The sequence below is a fragment of the Foliimonas ilicis genome, assembly GCF_039939195.1.
Taxonomy (GTDB): Bacteria; Pseudomonadota; Alphaproteobacteria; order Rhizobiales; family Rhizobiaceae; genus Foliimonas; species Foliimonas ilicis.
In genome coordinates this window covers 308,403-326,226 of record NZ_JBDUUH010000004.1, presented here as the reverse complement: position 1 = coordinate 326,226, position 17,824 = coordinate 308,403, and the positions used below count along the sequence as shown (strand labels likewise).

At 58.0% G+C, this 17,824-nt stretch carries 16 protein-coding genes and 1 other RNA gene; 13 read left to right on the top strand and 4 right to left on the bottom strand.

Annotated features, from left to right (window positions below; translation table 11 throughout):
• The first annotated feature begins 131 nt into the window (after positions 1–131).
• From ABFT80_RS11955 to ABFT80_RS11945, 3 genes are all read left to right on the top strand, one after another.
• Positions 132–1,139, top strand: coding sequence for an ArsR/SmtB family transcription factor (locus ABFT80_RS11955; protein ID WP_347972131.1), 1,008 nt, complete (start codon positions 132–134; stop codon positions 1,137–1,139).
• Positions 1,139–2,050: a methylenetetrahydrofolate reductase [NAD(P)H] gene (metF, locus tag ABFT80_RS11950; RefSeq protein ID WP_347972130.1), complete on the top strand. Its 912-nt coding sequence runs from the start codon at positions 1,139–1,141 to the stop codon at positions 2,048–2,050. Before ABFT80_RS11955 ends, metF begins: the two co-directional genes overlap by 1 nt.
• Positions 2,051–2,677: 627 nt before the next feature.
• Complete coding sequence (locus ABFT80_RS11945; RefSeq protein WP_347972129.1) at positions 2,678–3,898, top strand: alanine racemase; 1,221 nt, start codon at positions 2,678–2,680, stop codon at positions 3,896–3,898.
• A gap of 156 nt (positions 3,899–4,054) precedes the next feature.
• Here the strand turns inward: ABFT80_RS11945 and ABFT80_RS11940 are convergent, their stop codons facing one another.
• Positions 4,055–5,233: a lytic murein transglycosylase gene (locus tag ABFT80_RS11940; protein ID WP_347972128.1), complete on the bottom strand. Its 1,179-nt coding sequence runs from the start codon at positions 5,231–5,233 to the stop codon at positions 4,055–4,057.
• Positions 5,234–5,404: 171 nt separating this feature from the next.
• The gene (locus tag ABFT80_RS11935) at positions 5,405–6,232 is read right to left on the bottom strand and encodes a glycoside hydrolase family 25 protein (protein ID WP_347972127.1); all 828 of its coding nucleotides are present in this window, start codon (positions 6,230–6,232) and stop codon (positions 5,405–5,407) included.
• Positions 6,233–6,445: 213 nt separating this feature from the next.
• On the opposite strand from ABFT80_RS11935, the gene ABFT80_RS11930 reads away from it, so the two are divergent.
• Positions 6,446–7,822 (top strand): serine hydrolase domain-containing protein, encoded by a 1,377-nt coding sequence (locus tag ABFT80_RS11930; protein WP_347972126.1) that lies wholly within the window; start codon positions 6,446–6,448, stop codon positions 7,820–7,822.
• Here the strand turns inward: ABFT80_RS11930 and ABFT80_RS11925 are convergent.
• The gene (locus ABFT80_RS11925) at positions 7,806–8,474 is read right to left on the bottom strand and encodes a class I SAM-dependent methyltransferase (protein ID WP_347972125.1); all 669 of its coding nucleotides are present in this window, start codon (positions 8,472–8,474) and stop codon (positions 7,806–7,808) included. The two genes, ABFT80_RS11930 and ABFT80_RS11925, sit on opposite strands and share 17 nt — an antisense overlap.
• Entirely contained in the window at positions 8,471–9,715 is a 1,245-nt protein-coding gene (locus ABFT80_RS11920; protein ID WP_347972124.1) for a DUF3419 family protein, read from the bottom strand. The genes ABFT80_RS11925 and ABFT80_RS11920 overlap by 4 nt, the downstream gene beginning before the upstream one ends.
• A 229-nt stretch (positions 9,716–9,944) precedes the next feature.
• Between ABFT80_RS11920 and ABFT80_RS11915 the strand changes: the two genes are divergently transcribed.
• The 9 genes from ABFT80_RS11915 to ABFT80_RS11875 all read left to right on the top strand — a co-directional run bounded on the left by ABFT80_RS11915 (position 9,945) and on the right by ABFT80_RS11875 (position 17,795).
• Positions 9,945–10,139 carry a hypothetical protein gene (locus ABFT80_RS11915; protein ID WP_347972123.1) on the top strand — a complete coding sequence of 65 codons (195 nt, stop codon included), beginning with the start codon at positions 9,945–9,947 and terminating at the stop codon, positions 10,137–10,139.
• Between the two features lie 249 nt (positions 10,140–10,388).
• Entirely contained in the window at positions 10,389–11,108 is a 720-nt protein-coding gene (locus tag ABFT80_RS11910; protein ID WP_347972122.1) for a DnaJ family molecular chaperone, read from the top strand.
• A complete protein-coding gene (locus tag ABFT80_RS11905; protein WP_347972121.1) occupies positions 11,105–11,869 on the top strand; it encodes an N-acetylmuramoyl-L-alanine amidase in 765 nt (254 codons plus the stop codon). The genes ABFT80_RS11910 and ABFT80_RS11905 overlap by 4 nt, the downstream gene beginning before the upstream one ends.
• 172 nt (positions 11,870–12,041) lie before the next feature.
• Positions 12,042–12,854 (top strand): transglycosylase SLT domain-containing protein, encoded by an 813-nt coding sequence (locus ABFT80_RS11900; RefSeq protein WP_347972120.1) that lies wholly within the window; start codon positions 12,042–12,044, stop codon positions 12,852–12,854.
• A 234-nt stretch (positions 12,855–13,088) separates the two neighbouring features.
• Positions 13,089–13,483, top strand: an RNA gene (gene rnpB, locus ABFT80_RS11895) — RNase P RNA component class A.
• A gap of 746 nt (positions 13,484–14,229) precedes the next feature.
• Positions 14,230–14,685: a division/cell wall cluster transcriptional repressor MraZ gene (mraZ, locus tag ABFT80_RS11890; RefSeq protein WP_347972119.1), complete on the top strand. Its 456-nt coding sequence runs from the start codon at positions 14,230–14,232 to the stop codon at positions 14,683–14,685.
• Positions 14,682–15,695, top strand: a complete 1,014-nt coding sequence (gene rsmH / locus ABFT80_RS11885; protein ID WP_347972118.1) for a 16S rRNA (cytosine(1402)-N(4))-methyltransferase RsmH — start codon at positions 14,682–14,684, stop codon at positions 15,693–15,695. The genes mraZ and rsmH overlap by 4 nt, the downstream gene beginning before the upstream one ends.
• 4 nt (positions 15,696–15,699) lie before the next feature.
• A complete protein-coding gene (ftsL, locus tag ABFT80_RS11880) occupies positions 15,700–16,071 on the top strand; it encodes a cell division protein FtsL (protein WP_347972117.1) in 372 nt (123 codons plus the stop codon).
• Entirely contained in the window at positions 16,068–17,795 is a 1,728-nt protein-coding gene (locus tag ABFT80_RS11875; RefSeq protein WP_347972116.1) for a peptidoglycan D,D-transpeptidase FtsI family protein, read from the top strand. Before ftsL ends, ABFT80_RS11875 begins: the two co-directional genes overlap by 4 nt.
• Positions 17,796–17,824 lie beyond the last annotated feature (29 nt).

Here is a 17,824-nt window from a genome sequence, read left to right as displayed (position 1 = left end):
GTGCTTTCCTCAACCGATTCCGGTTTTCGGGCCGATGCAGTATCTTTGCCAGAAACGACAATTCCTATTGTCAAACCGGCTTTCATCACATAAAGATATGTTTATGTCTTTTTACAAAGAGAAATAGCGATATGCGTGTCACTCTCGATACGATGGTAGATACATTGAAGGCGGCGGCTGAATCCAGCCGCTTGCGTATTCTGTGGCTTCTTTCGCGCGGCGACCTCACCGTTTCCGACATCACCGAGATCCTCAACCAGTCGCAGCCGCGCGTCTCGCGCCATCTGAAGCTGCTTCTCGAAGCCGGTCTCATTGGCCGCTATCAGGAAGGCTCCTGGGCCTATTTCCGCCTGTCGGATTCAGACAGGGCGCGCGATTTCGTGCTTGGCCTCGTCTCGCAGCTTCATGACGACGACAAACAGGTCGAGCGCGACCTTGAGCGTCTCGCTGCCGTGAAGCGTCGCAGGCAGGATCGCGCCGCCGAATATTTCAGCGAAAACGCCGAGAGCTGGGACCGTATCCGCTCGCTGCATGTGCCTGACAAAGCCGTTGAAGCCGCACTTCTCAAGGTCGTCGGCAAGCGCCCGTTCCAGTCGATGCTCGATCTCGGCACCGGCACCGGTCGCCTTCTGGAAATTTTCGCACCGCTTTATCGTCGCGGCGTCGGCATCGACATGTCGCGCGAAATGCTTTCCGTTGCGCGTGCAAATCTCGACAAGGCGGGCGTCACCACCGCGCAGGTCCGGCAGGGCGATATTTTCTCGCCGCCGGTCGAACGCGACAGTTTCGACCTCGTCAGCATCCATCAGGTTCTGCACTATCTGGACGATCCGGCCCGCGCGGTGCGCGAGGCTGCAAGGCTTCTGCGCCCGTCCGGCCGCCTGATCATCGTGGATTTTGCCCCGCATTCGCTGGAGTTCCTGCGCGAGCAGCATGCCCATATGCGTCTCGGCTTCTCTGATCGCCAGATCGAGGAATGGTTTTCGGAAGCCGGTCTCGACATGGAAGAAACGCAGGATTTCGAGCCAGCCGGCCCGTCCGATGCGGGCCTCACCGTCAAACTCTGGCTTGGACGCGACCGCCGTCTGCTGATCGCCGATCCGGCCAATAATGAAACCCTTTTTCGGGAAACAGCCTGATGAACCAGTTCCGCTTCTCCCGTCAGCCTGACATTGGCGACAAGACCAGCGTTTCCTTCGAATTCTTCCCGCCGAAGAACGACGAGATGGAAGCAAGGCTGTGGGACACGGTCACGCGTCTCGCGCCCTTGCAGCCCGATTTCGTCTCCGTGACGTACGGGGCAGGCGGCTCGACCCGCGAACGCACCGCACGCACCGTCTCGCGCATCCTGAAAGAAACAGATTTGACGCCCGCCGCGCATCTCACCTGCGTCGATGCGGACAAAGCCGACGTCGATCAGGTCATCGCGGAATTCGCCGATATGGGTGTGAAGCGCTTTGTCGCCTTGCGTGGCGATCCGGCGGAGGGCGTCGGCGCGCGCTACAGGCCGCATCCCGATGGCTACACGAACGCTGCCGAACTCACTGGCGCGCTGAAGGCTGCAGGCGATTTCGACATTTCCGTCTCGGCCTATCCCGAAAAACACCCGGAAAGCCCGGATTTCGCGACCGACATGGATATGCTCAAGCGCAAGGTCGACAATGGCGCAACGCGGGCGATCACCCAGTTCTTCTTCGATAACGATCTTTACGAGCGCTATGTCGAACGCGTCCGCCGCGCAGGCATCTATATCCCGATCGTGCCTGGCATCCTGCCAGTGCATAATTTTGCGCAGGTCGCCAATTTCTCCGGCCGTTGCGGCACCCATGTTCCTGCCTGGCTTGCCGAGCGTTTCGACGGTCTGCAGAAAGATCCGCAGACGCATGCGCTGGTCGCATCCGCCGTTGCCGCCGAGCAGGTGCTGGATCTCATCGAGCGCGGGGTGAATGACCTTCACTTCTATACGATGAACCGCGCTGATCTCGTCTTCGCCATCTGCCACATGATCGGCATTCGTTCTCATGAGGTGGAGAATTCGGCTGCTGCTTGAGCTTGTCGAAGCACGCAACCTCAGAGCTGCCTCCTAACGAAAAGGCCGGGCGTTAAGCCCGGCCTTTGACGTAGTTTGATCCACCTGCTTTTGGCTATGGAAGGAATCCCATAATCAAGGCGCCGATAACTGCAAACGCAGCGCAAATCATTAATGTATTGATTGGCCGTGTCAGTCCCATAAGTCGCCTCCTCTTCCAACTGTTCCTACATCTAATGAATGCAGGTAAGCCTCTGTTTCCGCAGCGCTTTTTCCGGGAAATTAAAGTTTCCGTATCGGATTTTCGCGTCAGACCGGTGATTGGAGTCTAGGGGAGTTTCAGGCGCAGGCAAGCGTAAAACATGCTGCATTGCGACGGAATTGTGAATAAAGCGACGTTTTTGTGGCTCTTTCGCCTTGTTTTCGTTGCCCAATTCGCGCCGGAACATGGTTAAAAAATAATTCTTATCGGTGCCGTTCTACCGCTTCCGGATAGGCTCGAAAGAGGGATGCCGATTTGCCGGCACCATTTTTATCCGCGCTGCTAATCCGGCACGGCTTCGGCCAGGGCCATTCATCGAACGGAAAAGCGATTCCGATTTACCGCCTGATGCGTTAGGTTCAGACCAGCGCAAGCAAGGAGCATTCATGCAGCGATTCGAGAATGCACAGGAGGCGGCGCTTACGCTTCGCCCCGACGATCCGATTTACTGCTTTCGGCCCGAAGTGCTGAAGGCTGACGCCGTTCAGTTCATGGAGATGTTTCCGGGAAAAACCGCTTATGCGGTGAAAACCAATGGCGAGCATCTGGTTCTGAAAACGCTCGTCGAGGCGGGCGTCAAAGCGTTCGACGTCGCCTCGCCGGGCGAATTCGCAGCCGTGCGTCAGGTCGCGCCGGATGCCGAGATGCTCTACATGCACCCGGTCAAGGCGCAGTCCGACATTCGGCTGGCGCTGGAAAGCTACGGTATTCGCGTGATCGCGATCGATCATGAAGACGAAATCGCCAAGCTGACCCGCATCGTTCGTGCGCTCGACATCGATCCCGGTTCGATTACCGTTTTCGTGCGCATCCAGACCAAGGGACAGGCCGCCTACGAACTGTCGAAGAAGTTCGGTGCGGGACCAGCGAACGCCGTCGAACTCGCGCAGCGCCTGCATCGCACCGGCTACAAGGTCGGCATCTGCTTTCATGTCGGCAGCCAGATCGAAGACCCCGACACTTATGAGCGTGCGCTTGCGTCTGCCGACTGGGTGCGAAACCGCATCGGCTTTCCGCTGGCCGGTCTCGATGTCGGCGGCGGGTTCCCGGCCGAATATGGCCGCGACCCGAACAGCCGCAAACCCGAAATGCCATCCATCGGCCAGTTGATGTCGCGGCTGCGCGGCGATCTCAAGGAATGGCAGTTCGATGAAATGCCGCTGGTCGCCGAACCCGGACGCGTCATCGTCGCGCGCGCCTTCTCGCTGATCGTAAGGGTGCTGCTTCGAAAGGGCAGGCGGCTCTACATCAATGACGGCATCTGGGCGTCGCTGTCGGATTCGTGGACCGGCAAGATAACGCTGCCTGCGCGCTTCATTCCCGATCCGGCGATCCGTTCACGTAACGGTTCGGAAAAGACCATCGTGCCGTTCAAGGTCTGCGGCGCGACCTGCGATTCCGTCGATATCTTGTCGCGACCGTTCTGGCTGCCGGAGACGATCGACACCGGCGACTGGATCGAAATCGGCCACATAGGCGCCTATTCGCTGTCGCTGCGCACACGCTTCAACGGGTTTTATCCCGATACGTTTGTGGAGGTCACGACGCCGTTCGAGGAAGGCGAGGCCCCACAGGGATTGGCGAGTTTGGAGACGATGGGAAGTTGAGCGAATAGCGAATAGTAATTAGCGAATAGGGAAGTTCGATTTGATTTGACCTAACATCATGAATTCTTAGCCTATTCGCTATTCGCTATTCGCTATTCGCTATTCGCTATTCGCTATTCGCTATTCGCTATTCGCTATTCGCTATTCGCTATTCGCTTATAGATTCGCCAGCATCTCCTGCGTCGGCCAGCCGTCAACAGGCAAGCCAAGCTTGATCTGCTCCTGGCGAACCGCCTCGCGGGTGTTGGTGCCGAGAATACCGTCTATGCCGCCGACATCGTAGCCCTTGTCCTGCAGTTTCTGCTGGAGGGCTTTCATGGAGTCGCCGGTCAGGCCTTCCTGCGGCGAGCGCTTGTCGAAAGCGGGCTGTCCTGCAAGGCGGGCTGCGAGATTGGCAGCGGTCAGCGCATATGTCGCTGACTGGTTCCACTCAAGATAAACGTCGAAATTATCGTAGGTGAGGAAGGCAGGCCCCTTGTGGCCCATTGGCAGCACGACGCCAGCCTGCAGGCCATTGTCGTCGAGCGGCGAGCCGTCGCGCTTGGTAACGCCCCATTCGGAAAGCTGCTTCATGGAAAGCTTGTTCGTGCGGCCGGTCTGGTCCCACGGCATTTCGTCGGGAACGCGCACTTCCTCGATCCAGGGCTGGCCGCGCTTCCAGCCGCGCGACAGGATTTTGTTGCCGGTGGTCATGATAACGTCCGGTACGCTGTTGCGAAGATCGATGATGCCATCGCCATCGCCATCGACGCCGCGGCCCAGATAGTCGGAGGGCAGGATCTGCGTCTGGCCGATTTCACCGGCCCATGCACCCTTCACATCGGCTGGCAAAACGCCTTGGTCGATCAGTTTCAGGAGCGGGATGATCTGCTTGCGGAAAAGTTCGGGGCGGCGGCAATCATGCGAAAGGGTGATGAGCGCGTTCAGCGTGTCGAAATCGCCCTGCACGGCGCCGAAATCGGTTTCCAGCGCCCAGAATGCCGCGATGATCGGACCGGGAACGCCATATTCCTTTTCTGCGCGGTCGAATACATCGGCGTATTTCTTGAGGTTTGCCGCACCCTGTTTCAGACGGTAATCCGAAATCATACGGCTGGAGAATTCGACGAAGGTCTGGCTGAATACGTGCTGTGTGCGGTCGCGTTGCAGGACACGCGTGTCGATGTCGGCGCGGGTAAGCGCTGCATGGCCAAGCTCGCCGACATTGGCGGCGGTCGCTTCGGTCGAGAGGACCTCTTTCCACGCGTTGAAGTCGCCGCCGCACTCCTGCGCCAGCGCAGACGATGCCGCAGTCACGGAAAGCAGGGCCGCCAAGGCACTTACTCGAAAACCCATATTGTCGATCTCCTGTATGGATCAGGCACCTGTGCCCGCAGGAAATGTCAAAATGCGGGCAGAATGCTGGTCTCACGCACTTTGTGCGCGTTGTTCCACCGGAGATAGCATTTTACTTGGGCGCAAACACAGTGCTTAGATGCCACAGGTCGCCAATAAGTAAACGCAACCTTAATTTGTGTTTTCGCTCAGCCACTTCTTCCAGGCGGCTTCGCTTCCGTGGAAAACGTTGATGTCCGCATCGCCCTTGATGCCCGGAACGATGCCGGTGCCGGTGTACTGCCAGAAGGTGAAGGGGTGAGGGCCATAGCGTTCGGCGGGGTGGCCTGCGACCGAGCGCAACCAGTAGGGATAGCCCTTGAAGCTGGCAAGGTTGTTGTCGTCAAAAAAGTCGATTGATGTGTAGATGATCGGGCGCTTGCCGTAGTGGCGCTCGATTATGTCGAGGAATATCTTCATTTCGGCGCGCACGGTCGCTGGCGAAGGGCGCAGCTTGCAGCTTGGCGAAAGATGGTTCCATTCCATGTCGAGAACGGGCGGCAGGGCGGATGGATCGCGCGGCACGTTGCGGATGTACCATGCCGCCTGTTCGGATGCCGGACGGCAGAAATAGTAGAAATGGTAGGCGCTGCGCGGAATGCCCGCGGCTTTCGTGCCCTTCCAATGCTCATTGAAATATTCATCGAAGCGGTCGCCGCCTTCGGTCGCCTTGATGAAGGCGAAGGAAATGCCGCTGGCCTTTGCCTTCTCCCAATCTACAGAGGTCTGGTATTTCGAGACGTCCGTGCCATGCACCGCATGCTGCCACGGGTCGCGGCCGGTCCATGTGTGAGGCTTGCGATCGCCGAAGCGGGGATGGCGAACCATGACCGCGCCATGACCGGCAGAGCTGCCGCGCGACGCGACCGGGCTGGACGAGCCGCCGACAGGCGCCAGATCTTCAATGGTCGTGCAGGCTGCGAGCAGGCCGAGCATGATCATAATGGCGATACGGCGCATGGATGCTCCTGTTGACCGGGACTGACTGGCCGCATTGACGGCTTTTAATGATTTGCAAGACCGCCAACCCCAAGCAGCGAGCCTGCACCCATCCGTCATGGTCCAGTATGGTTGATTTTGTATTGATTGCGGATCGGCTGCGATAAAATTTGCGTCAGGACTACAAATTTTCCTGAAAATGTATGAGTTTCAGCGCGCTGGAGGAGCGTTTTCATGAAGTTTTTGCTGAAAATACTGAAATGGACTGCCGGGCTGGTGGTACTGGCTGTGGTTGCTCTGGTCGCCTGGCTCGGCTTTTTCCCGCCTGATCTCATTCGTGTCGGATCGGGTTATTCAGCGAAAATCGTATGCTCGAATGTCTTTCTTGCCGGGCGCAATCCGAAAGACGTCCTGGAGGTCGATGTGCAAGCGCCGGGGCATCCGCTGTTGCGGCTGATGTCCGTCGATGTCGATGAAGGTACCGGAACTGTTACCGCAGGGCTTTTCGGCTTGCTTGGCAAAAGCGTCGCGATCTACCGCGAAGGGCTCGGCTGCACCTCGTTCCCGAACGGTCCGGCAGATGTCGACCGGGTCGTGACCGGGCCGCTCGTGGAAGCCGCGCAGGGCGAGGGCATGTGGCCGGATGGCGGGCAGGTTCCGCCGCCATCGCCCGAAATTGCAGCGATCCTGAACGACAGCCAACTGGCCGGGCCGGGCATGCGCGCCATCGTCGTGGTGCGCGACGGCCAGATCGTCGGTGAAAAATATGCCGATGGCTTTTCCGACAAGACCCGGCTGCTTGGCTGGTCGATGACCAAAACGGTCAATGCCGCGCTGATTGGTACTGCGGTGAAGGCCGGAAAAATGAATATCGAGAGCGGCGGGCTTTTCCCGGCATGGAATGCGGACGGCCGCAGCGCAATCAATGTGGACAGCTTGATGGGCATGTCCAGCGGCCTCGAATTTAATGAGGATTATGGCGATGTTACCGATGTTACACGCATGCTTTTCCTCGAAAGCGACATGGCGCGGTTTGCCGAGACCAAACCGCTGGCCGGTGAGGCTGGCAAGCTGTTCAATTACTCCAGCGGCACGACAGTCATGCTTTCGCGGCTTTGGCAGGATGCGGTCGGCACCGATCAGGCTGTCGATTGGCCGAAGGATTCGCTGTTTTCGCCGATTGGAATGAACAATGCAGTGATGGAGATGGATGCCGCAGGCACATATGTCGGTTCGTCCTATCTCTATGCGACGGCGAGGGACTGGGCGCGTTTCGGACAATTTTTGTTGCAGGACGGGACATGGAAAGGCGCGGAAATCCTGCCGGAAGGTTTCGTCTCGTGGATGCGGCAGGCAGCACTGGCATCGGACGGATGGTATGGACGCGGGCAGCTATGGCTGAAAGGACCGGCGCGCGGGGACACCGACACCAACCCGGACAAACGTTTCGGCCTGCCTGCCGATACATATTGGATGCTTGGCCATGACGGGCAGTCGGCGGCAATCATACCGTCGAAGGGCTTGGTCATCGTGCGGCTTGGCCTGACGCCATCGAAATTCGGCTATCAGCCGCAGGGGCTGGTCTGGGCGGTGGTCAAGGCGTCCGAGTGACGGGGCCGATGGAGGCGAGCCAGGCATAGTCTTTATAAAGCGAGGTGAACTGGAACGCGCGGCCTTCTGCCTTTGCCTGGCCTTCCATTTCAACGGCAAGCGTCTGTCTCGGCTCGACATGAAATCTGGCAAGCCAGCCGTGCAGGGCTGAGCGAAACCATGATGGCAGGCGCTGCTGCTGGCCGAAATCGACGACATAGAGAAAGCCATCCGGTGCCAGCGCTTGCAATGCGGCAGCGATGGAGCGCTCCCAGCCCGGTATCATGGAGACAGCATAGGACAGGAAGATGCGGTCGAATTTCTCCTCGCCGAACAGTGCGAGGGGGTCGAAATCCGTCGCATCGCCGCGCGCCAGCGTAACCGCACGGAGATTTTGCCGGGCGAGCGAGTTTTTTGCCGTCTCAAGCATTTCACTGGAAATATCGAGGCCGAAAAATCGCGCTTCGGGATAACGCCGCGCGGCAAGCACGATGTTGCGCCCGGTGCCGCAGCCGAGTTCGAGCACGCTGCCGCCTGCCGGAACATCCAACTCCTCTATCAGCCTGTCGCGGCCAAGCAGATAATATTTGCGGGTCAGATCATAGATGTGACGCTGATGGCGATAGATGCCATCCATCATCGCCGAATGCGGGGTGGCCGCTTGCGTGCTCATCTCTTGCTTTCATAAAGATGGAAGCCGCCATAGATCGCCGAACGATCCTTGGCCGACAATTCGCGCGAGCGCGTCTCATTATAAGACCATTGGTCGAGCAGCGCAGGCGAGACGCGTCCGGTCAAAATGCTGGGTTCGGCTGCGGTGCGGAAAATAACACGCGCACCTGCATCCGCGGTGCGGGTGATTTCCGTCCAGAGCGCGTTCAATTGCTCGTCGCTCATCCAGTCCTGCGCGTCGAGCAGAATGAAGCGATCGACCGAACCGGCAGGCTTTTGCGCGAGAAGCTCGGTGAAATTGGCGTGGTGGATTTGAATGCGGTCGAGGTTCTTGCGGATGGTTCCGTAATTTTCAGTGGCCAGATAGGCCGGAACCGCCGCCTCACCATCTTTGGCATAATGGCGCGCAAACGCCTGCCAGGCGAAATAATTGTCTTTCAGCGGAAAATCGCAGGCGAGTTTTTCGAGGCGGGCGGAAAGCACCGACGCCATGGTTCCATCGCCCGATGTGATCAGCGAATCATATTGCGCAGGCGGAATGCCAAGACCGAACAAAGAAGATTTGCGCGATGTGGCGAAGCGCACGAGGCGGCGCTGAAAGATCGGCGCAAGCTTTTCATCGAAGAAGCGACGCTGCTCTTCCATCGTCTTTGCGTTCATCAGTTCGGAGACGTCCACGCCATAGAAGCGTGCGAGGCGGTGGCCCATCGCGATGCAAAGGCCCAAAAGGCCGCCGCGGTAGAAATTGTCGTCGAAAGCGGCGAGGCGTTTCTTGCCGCGCCAGTTGCGCTTTTCCCAATAGTCCCTGCTGGACGCATCGAGATAGGGCGCGACGAACTGTTCATAGGCGAGGGAATTGTGCGTATTGCCGGGGCTTCCGAAAAAGCGGAACAAATCCGCATGGCTCGGCAGATGCCGCATGGCGGCAAGTTTCATACGGTTCAGCGCGATGTGGGCGGCGTTCAAATCGACCGCATCGATATGGGCGGGAGAGCGGGTCAGATAGGCCAGCGCATTGCAGCCGCCCGATGCGATGGTGACGACGCGATGCCCCTCAGTAAGTTCCATCGCTTCCATATCGACTTCCGGGTCTTCCCATATCTGCGGATAGACGAGGCCGGAAAACAGAAGGGTGAAGAACCGCTCGGAAAGTCCTTCTTTCGACAAAACCCGGTTCTGGTAGACGGCGTTGCCAATTTTGCGTCGTCCGGCAACAGCGATTTCCGATGAAAGGCCGATCATGGCAAAGCGATTCCCCATTTGCTTTGAGGGATCGGGTAGCGCAGGGCCATGACAGTGCGGTGACAGGCGATTGTTGAAGGAGCGAGTGTCGCGGAAGAGTTTTCCAAGAAAAGCGCGTTCTGACGAAATGTTACTTCGAGTCAGGCGATGTGACGAAACCCTTTTGTTTTTTGCGCATTTACACCACGACCGCCCTTTAGAGGTGCGTTGGTTAAGTAGGAGAGATGTTATGAAAAAACTTATTCTAGCTTCAGTTTCCGCTATTGCGCTTTTTGGCGTCGCAGCATGCAGCGACAGCACGGATAACACGACCACGCAGAGCACGCCGCCTGCAGCAGATCAGGGCACGACCCCGCCTGCAGCAGCGCCTGAGCCGGCTCCGATGGAACCAGCACCGGCTGATCCGGCTCCTCCTGCTCAGTAAGAAGCTAGAGCATCGGACCGAAAAGTGGTTCCCGGTTTTCGGATTATTCCGATGCTCATTCAAAGTGTTAGATCGTCCTTTGTGCGTCCAATAGGACGCACGGCGATCTAAGCTTCTGAGTATGCGTAATTAAGCGTTAGGCGGCGAAAGCTGTCTCGGAAGGCCGGGCGAAAGCCCGGCCTTTCTTGTTTTTTAGATTTTCGACAAGGCGGACTTCTATAAGGCGCTTTGGCGGTCTATGAAGCGGCCATGTCGATCTGGCTCAGAATAGGCGACTTTGCCGCCAGCATATCCGCTTCAGCAACATCCGGCGTTGCCGATTTCGCGAAAGCGTTACGCACTGCTTTCAAAAACAATCAGGAACTTCGCCGCAAAGTCGCGTTTTCGGTGGCGATGATCGCGCTTTCCGCCAAAATGGCGAAGGCTGACGGCGTCGTTACGCAGGACGAGATTCGCGCGTTCCAGGAAATCTTCGTGGTTCCGCAGCACGAAACCCGCAATGTCACCCGGCTTTACGATATTGCGCAGGCCGATGTTGCAGGCTTCGAAAGCTATGCGAAAACCATGGCAGGGCTTTGCGGGTCAGGCCATCGCAATTGCGTGATGCTGGAAGACATTCTCGACGGGCTGTTCCATATCGCGAAGGCCGATGGGCTTTTGCACGAACGCGAGGACAGGTTCCTTCACAGGATCGCGGAAATTTTCGAGATCGGCGAAGAACACTACCAGACGATCCTGTCCCGGCACGTCAATCTGGGCGATGCAGACCCTTATGTCGTTTTGGGCATTGAGCGCGGTAAGCCCTTCACGGAAGTAAAAAAACACTATCGCTGGCTTGTCGCCAACAATCATCCCGACAAGCTGATCGCGCGCGGCGTGCCGGAGGAATTCATTGCCATCGCAACCACGCGGATCGCGGCGATCAATGCGGCTTATGAAATGATCGAACGGGGCCTGAACCCGATATGAGCGCATGGGCGCCGGACCATCCAGACGCCGAAGTGGTTCCATCGCCGAATTTCGGCCCGCGCATCGGCGTGACGGTGCCCGATATGATCATCCTGCACTATACGGGAATGGAAACGGGCGAGGGCGCGCAGAACTGGCTTTGCAATCCTGAAAGCCAGGTATCGTCGCATTACCTTGTTCATGAGGACGGGCGCATCGTACAAATGGTGCGCGAAAGCGAACGCGCCTGGCATGCGGGAAAGAGTTTCTGGGCCGGTGCGACCGACATCAACTCGCGCTCGGTGGGCATCGAGATCGTAAATCCGGGGCATATTCTCGGTTATTCCGATTTTCCGGCGGTCCAGATTGCGGCAGTTATTCGGCTTTGTAGGGGAATTGTGGCGAGATATGGCGTTTTTGCAGAGCGCATACTTGCACATTCGGACATTGCGCCGGGCAGAAAGGTCGATCCGGGCGAAAAATTTCCATGGAAAACGCTTTGTGATGAAGGCCTCGGGCGCTTCCCGATACCGGCCCACATCGGGGTCGATTTCGTGCTTCGCGCGGGCGACAGCGGCGAGAGCGTGCAAAACCTGCAGTCGCTGCTGGCACGCTACGGCTATAATATTGAAATCACCGGAAATTTCGACGCCGCGACCGAAACCGTGGTGACAGCGTTTCAGCGCCATTTTCAACCTGAGCGCGTGAACGGACAGGCGGACGCAACGTCTGTTCAAATACTGAAAACGCTGGTCGGCAGGACCGGTTCCGATATTGCCTGAAACGCTTTTCGTTACATCCTGTAATTGAATGTGATGCGGTGCGCCTTCATTGTCGCTATTTCCACCGTCAAACACCCTGTCAGTGAGGCGAGCGAAAACTTAATTCCGTTTCTCCTCAGTTTAATTTCTCATCTGCGAAGTCCTTCGCCTAGAAATAACTGAACAGGTCGTAATGAAAAACAGGAAGATATTGGCGGTAGCCTTCGCTACCGGTGTGGCAACTTTTGCGTTTATTGGATTTGCTGGGGCAACCAACAGCCTGAGGGCCGATAATTCGGGTCTTGCTTCAAAGACGATCGAGAAGACCGAGAAGGCTGCAAAGACTGAAAAGAGCGAGACGAAAGCAAAGAAGGTGACGTCCCGCTCCAAGAAAAATTCGAAGAGCAACCGGAAGACTGCCAGCACGACCCTGGTTTCGAAGAGCGAAAGCGGATACGCGTCCGGCGTTGATGAGATGAAGACTGCGGCTATCCCTAAAGCCGAAGCCAAAAGCGCGGGTAAATCCAAGGCTTCCGCAACGAGCCAGGCCAGGAAACAGTCCAAAAAGCAGAAATCCGCTGGCCGGAACAAGAAGGCCAAGGAAAATCAGGCTGCGGCGCCTGCAGTAACCGACAAGAAATACGGAACGATCGTGCAGCGCTATGCAGCGGCCTACGGTGTTCCTGTTTCGCTCGCTCATGCGGTTATCCGCGTCGAAAGCAACTACCGCCCGGATGCGCGCGGCAGTGCAGGCGAGATCGGCCTGATGCAGATCAAGCACGCGACGGCCCGTATGATGGGTTATTCCGGATCGGCCAAGGCGCTTTACGACCCCGAAACAAACATCAAATACGGCATGAAGTATCTCGGCATGGCCCGCAATCTGAGCGATGGCTCGACCTGCGGAACGATCCTGAAATACAATGCCGGCCACGCCGCAACCCGCAACAATCCGGTTTCGACCGCATATTGCGGCAAGGTCAAGCAGCTCCTTGCAGGCATTTAAGCGGCCGTTTGCAAATTCTACCCTGCCGGTCATCTGACGCGGTTTTCTGCGCTTCCGGTGCTCACGTACCAAATGTACGCTCCGCTCCGGTTCTCGAAAACCACGCCATATGACTCGCCAGGGCGAATTATCAAACAGCCTCTTAGAACTAAACTTTCAATTCCTCATAAAAAGCCGCGCTCGACGCGGCTTTTCCAATTGCGTTTTGTCCGTCAAACGTCTTTATACGCGTTGCCAGCCGGCCGGGCGGCCGCACCAGCGAGAGCCGAAAGGCTGCGGGTGAGGAAAGTCCGGGCTCCAGGGAAACACGGTGCCGGATAACGACCGGCGGGGGCGACCCCAGGGAAAGTGCCACAGAAAGCAAACCGCCACGCTTTATGCGGGGTAAGGGTGAAAGGGTGGGGTAAGAGCCCACCGCGCTGCTGGCAACAGGAGCGGCAAGGTAAACCCCACCGGGAGCAAAACCGAATAGGGATGGTACGAGGGGCAACTCTCAGGGCTGTTTCCGGCCCACCGTCCGGGTAGGTTGCAAGAGGCGCATGGTAACATGCGTCCCAGATGAATGGCCGCCACGTTGGACGCTTAGGCGTCTGGCCATACAAAACCCGGCTTATAGGCCGGCTGGCAGTCATATTTCAGTAAAATCAGATAGTTACAGATGGAATATCGACTGTGCGCCCCCGCGGCGCACGGCGATAAAGGTCGAGAGCATCGGACCGAAAAGTGGTCGCCGGTTTTCGGGTGATTCCGATGCTCACTCAAAGTGCTATAGCGTCCTTTGTGCGTCCAATAGGACGCACGGCGCTCTAGAATATCGACAGCAGCAACGGACCATGTTCCGAGCGCCATAGAAGATAGAGTGCTACGGCGATCAGTGGCATGCCGATCAACGATTTCTGAATAATGCGTTTTTCCATAATGCGCGGTGTTAGCCTCTTGTCTCTTGCGGTTCAATCCGCACCACACGCCCATTCCACCCAGTGTGTCATTTTAACAACGCCTGAAACGGTGTTTTGCTCCCGTTCTTTTTCGCGAAGCCTCGGGAGAATCGGCTTTCGCGCCGTCAATAAAGGGATCGTTAAGCTTAACAGAGCATAAAAGTCAGGGTGCCTTTTTCACTCCTCAAAGAGGGGCGAGGAAGGCTTCCGAGAAGCTGGTTCCCATTGACGCCCATAATGCCCCATGTTATCCCATTCGGATATTCAAGATATTGTTCTGGTAACGGGTGAAGCGTTCGCCAAATGCACGGCTGCAAAGGCTGTGGGTGGCGGCATTCGCGGTCGGAAGATTGTCTTCATTTCTGAAGCATCGGGTTGGGACGGCCTGGGCTTAATTTTCGAAAGGGGCAAGGCGGCGAAAGCCGCTGATTCGAAGTATGGATCGATTTCTGTCCAATGCGGTGAACAGGATAGACGGGAAGGGACGCGTTTCCGTCCCGGCTCACTTCCGCGCCGTATTGCAGAAGCAGGGCCACTCCGAGCTCTATGCGCTTCGCGCGCTCGAAACCCCGGCACTGGATGTCGGAGGTCCAAATCTCCTCGATCGTTACGAGCAGCGCATTGCCCAGGAAGACCCGTTTTCGGCGGCCGGGGACGACATGTCGTTCTTCTGCCATGGGGATGGGGTGTTTCTGAAACTGGATCAGGACGGCCGGATCACGGTCAGCGATTTTCTGCGCGAGCATACCGGAATTTCGAACGAGGTTGCATTTGTGGGGCGCGGACATTTCTTTCAGATGTGGGAACCGGAGCGCCTTCGCGCTTATGGCGCAGAAGTGCGTGCACGGCTTCTCAAGCTTCGGCAGGGGACGCCCGGGGAGCGACCGGAATGATGGCGGGTCACGGCGATGATATCGATGCCGTTGGCGGACCGGCCCGTCACATTCCGGTTCTCCTTGAGGAAGTTCTGGGAGCGCTTGCGCCTCAATCCGGGCAGACCATAATCGACGGGACGTTCGGCGCTGGCGGCTATACGCGTGCATTGCTGGAACGCGGCGCAAATGTCGTTGCGGTCGATCGCGACCCCGATGCAATCGAAGCCGGTCGCGCGATGGAAAAGGAATTCGACGGTCGCCTGCGGCTCGTTCATGGCCCTTTCTCGCAGCTCGACGATTATGCTGAGGGCGTTGACGGTGTCGTTCTCGATATCGGCGTGTCCTCCATGCAGCTCGATCAGGCCGAGCGCGGCTTCTCGTTTCGTGCCGATGGTCCGCTCGACATGCGCATGGCGCAGCAGGGCTTGAGCGCTGCCGATGTCGTCAACCGCTTCAAGGCTGGCGATCTGGCGCGCATTTTCGGATTTCTGGGCGAGGAGCGTCATGCGGGACGCATTGGCCGGATGATTGAAAAGCGGCGCGCTACGACCCCTTTCACGCGCACCCGCGATCTGGCCGAATCGATTGCCGATCATGTCGGGCGCAATCCCAAGGACAAGATCCATCCCGCCACGCGCGTTTTTCAGGCGCTGCGCATTTACGTCAATGACGAGCTCGGCGAACTGGCGCGGGCATTGTTTGCGGCGGAGCGATCGCTGAAGCCCGGCGGCCGTCTGGTCGTCGTGACGTTCCATTCGCTGGAAGACCGTATCGTGAAGCGTTTCATCGCGGACCGTTCGGGCTCCGTCGCCGGTTCGCGCTACTTGCCCGAAACGCAGACATCCGTCGCGACATTCGAAAAGGCAGGCAAGGTCATCGCCGCAAGCGAGGCCGAGACAGAAATCAACCCGCGTGCGCGCTCAGCCAAGCTGCGGGCGGCAATCCGGGCCAAAACGCCTGCGCGTGCTGCCGATTTTTCCATCTTCGGCCTTCCGAAGCTTCCTGAAATCCGATCAGGGGAGAAGTAATTCCGTGTTTCGCACCAGCGATATGATCCTCATTGCAGTCATGGTTTCGGCGGCAGCCTTTACCTACCAGACCAAGCACGACGCCGAGGAGCAACTCGGCAAGGTGCGCAGGCTGGAAGCGCAAATACGGTTTGAAGAAGAGTCGATCGATCTGCTGAAGGCGGATTGGAGCCTGCTTACCCAGCCTTCGCGCCTGCAGCGCCTCGCCGAAGTCTACAAGACGCAGCTCGATCTCGAGCAGGTGCAGGCACGCCAGATCGTCGGCCTGAACGAATTGCCGGAAAAGCCGATCGTGATACCCGACCCGTCCAAGCAGACCGAAAGCACGGCGGGACTTTCCATCGACGAGATCATCACCGGGGGTATCGACCAATGATCAGACGTTGGTGGCGCAAGAAGCCGATTGCTGGCGATACCGCGGAAAATGCCGAGCAGATCGTGCTGGACAGCGCGCGCAAGGCAACTGGCGGCAAGACGAAGACGCGCGTGGTCATGACCATGGCTGTGTTCTTCGGCATCTATGCGGTGATCGGCGGACGTCTCGTGCAGCTTGGCATGGCGGAACCGGACGCAGGCGCTGGCCCGGCTTCGCGCGTAACTGCGTCGCGCCCCGACATCGTCGATCGGAATGGCGAAGTGCTTGCGACCGACATCAAGACCGCGTCGCTGTTTGCCGAGCCGCGCCGCATCGTCGATGCGGATGAGGTGATCGAAAAGCTTTCCACCGTTCTGCCGGACATCGAAGTCGAGCAGACCTATCTGCGCCTGAAAAGCGGGGCTGGTTTCGTATGGCTGAAGCGTCAGCTCACGCCCAAGCAGCAGTCGGACATTATGGCGCTTGGCCTGCCGGGCATCGGGTTCCGTACCGAAAAGCGGCGCTTCTATCCGAGCGGCGAGACGGCTTCGCATATCGTCGGCCTGACCAATATCGACAATAAGGGCATTTCCGGTCTCGAAAAATATATCGACGATCAGGGCCTTGCAGACCTTCAGGCTTCCGGCCTTGCCGTCGCCAAGGATTTGCAGCCGGTAAAGCTGTCGATGGATCTGCGCGTGCAGCACATCGTACGCGACGAGCTGGTCGCGGCGATGGAAAAATATCACGCGATCGCTGCCGGTGCCGTCGTTCTCAATGCCAAGACCGGCGAGGTCGTGGCGATGGGTTCGTTGCCGGATTTCGATCCGAACAATCCTTATAATGCGCTTCAGAAGGACCGGCTGAACCGTATGTCTGCCGGTCTGTTCGAGATGGGCTCGACCATCAAGAGCTTCACGACCGCCATGGCGCTGGATTCCGGCAAGGTGACGCTCGACAGCACTTTCGATGCGCGCCGCCCGATCACCATCGGTCGTCAGACGATCCGCGATTTTCACGGCAAGGGCCGCATTCTGACCGTGCCGGAAGTCTTCATCTATTCATCGAATATCGGTTCGGCGCGCGAGGCAGATGTTGTCGGCATCGAAGGCCACCGCGAATTCCTGCACCGGATGGGCCTTCTCGATCGCATGAAGACCGAACTGCCGGAAGTGGCGCGCCCGACAGAGCCGCGCGTCTGGAAGAAGGTGCACTCGATCACGATCTCCTTCGGCCACGGCATGTCCACCACGCCGTTGCAGACGGCAGTTGGCGCAGCGGCACTTATGAATGGCGGCAAGCTCATGGAGCCGACTTTCCTGCCGCGCACGCAGGCTATGGCGGAAGCCAACGCGAAACAGGTCATCAACGAAAAGACCAGTGCCGAGATGCGCTATCTTTATCGCCTCAACGCCACGGCGCCGGGCGGTTCGGGCAAGCGCGCGACCGTTCCGGGCTACCGGGTCGGCGGAAAGACGGGTACGGCTGAAAAGGTCGTCAACGGACGCTACTCGAAGGACACGCGCTTCAACGCATTCCTCGCGGCGTTCCCGATGGACGATCCCCAATATATCGTTCTGTCCATTGTCGACGAGCCGAAGCCGGAAAAGCCGGGCATGGGCGCAACTTCGGGCCTGAATGCGGCACCGATCGTTGCGAATATCATCCGCCGTTCGGCTCCCATGCTTGGCGTGAAGCCAGATTTCGGCCATGAAAATGAACCACTGCTGGTATCCTACAGATGATTCTCAGGCGTGCCGGTGTTCGGCGCGCC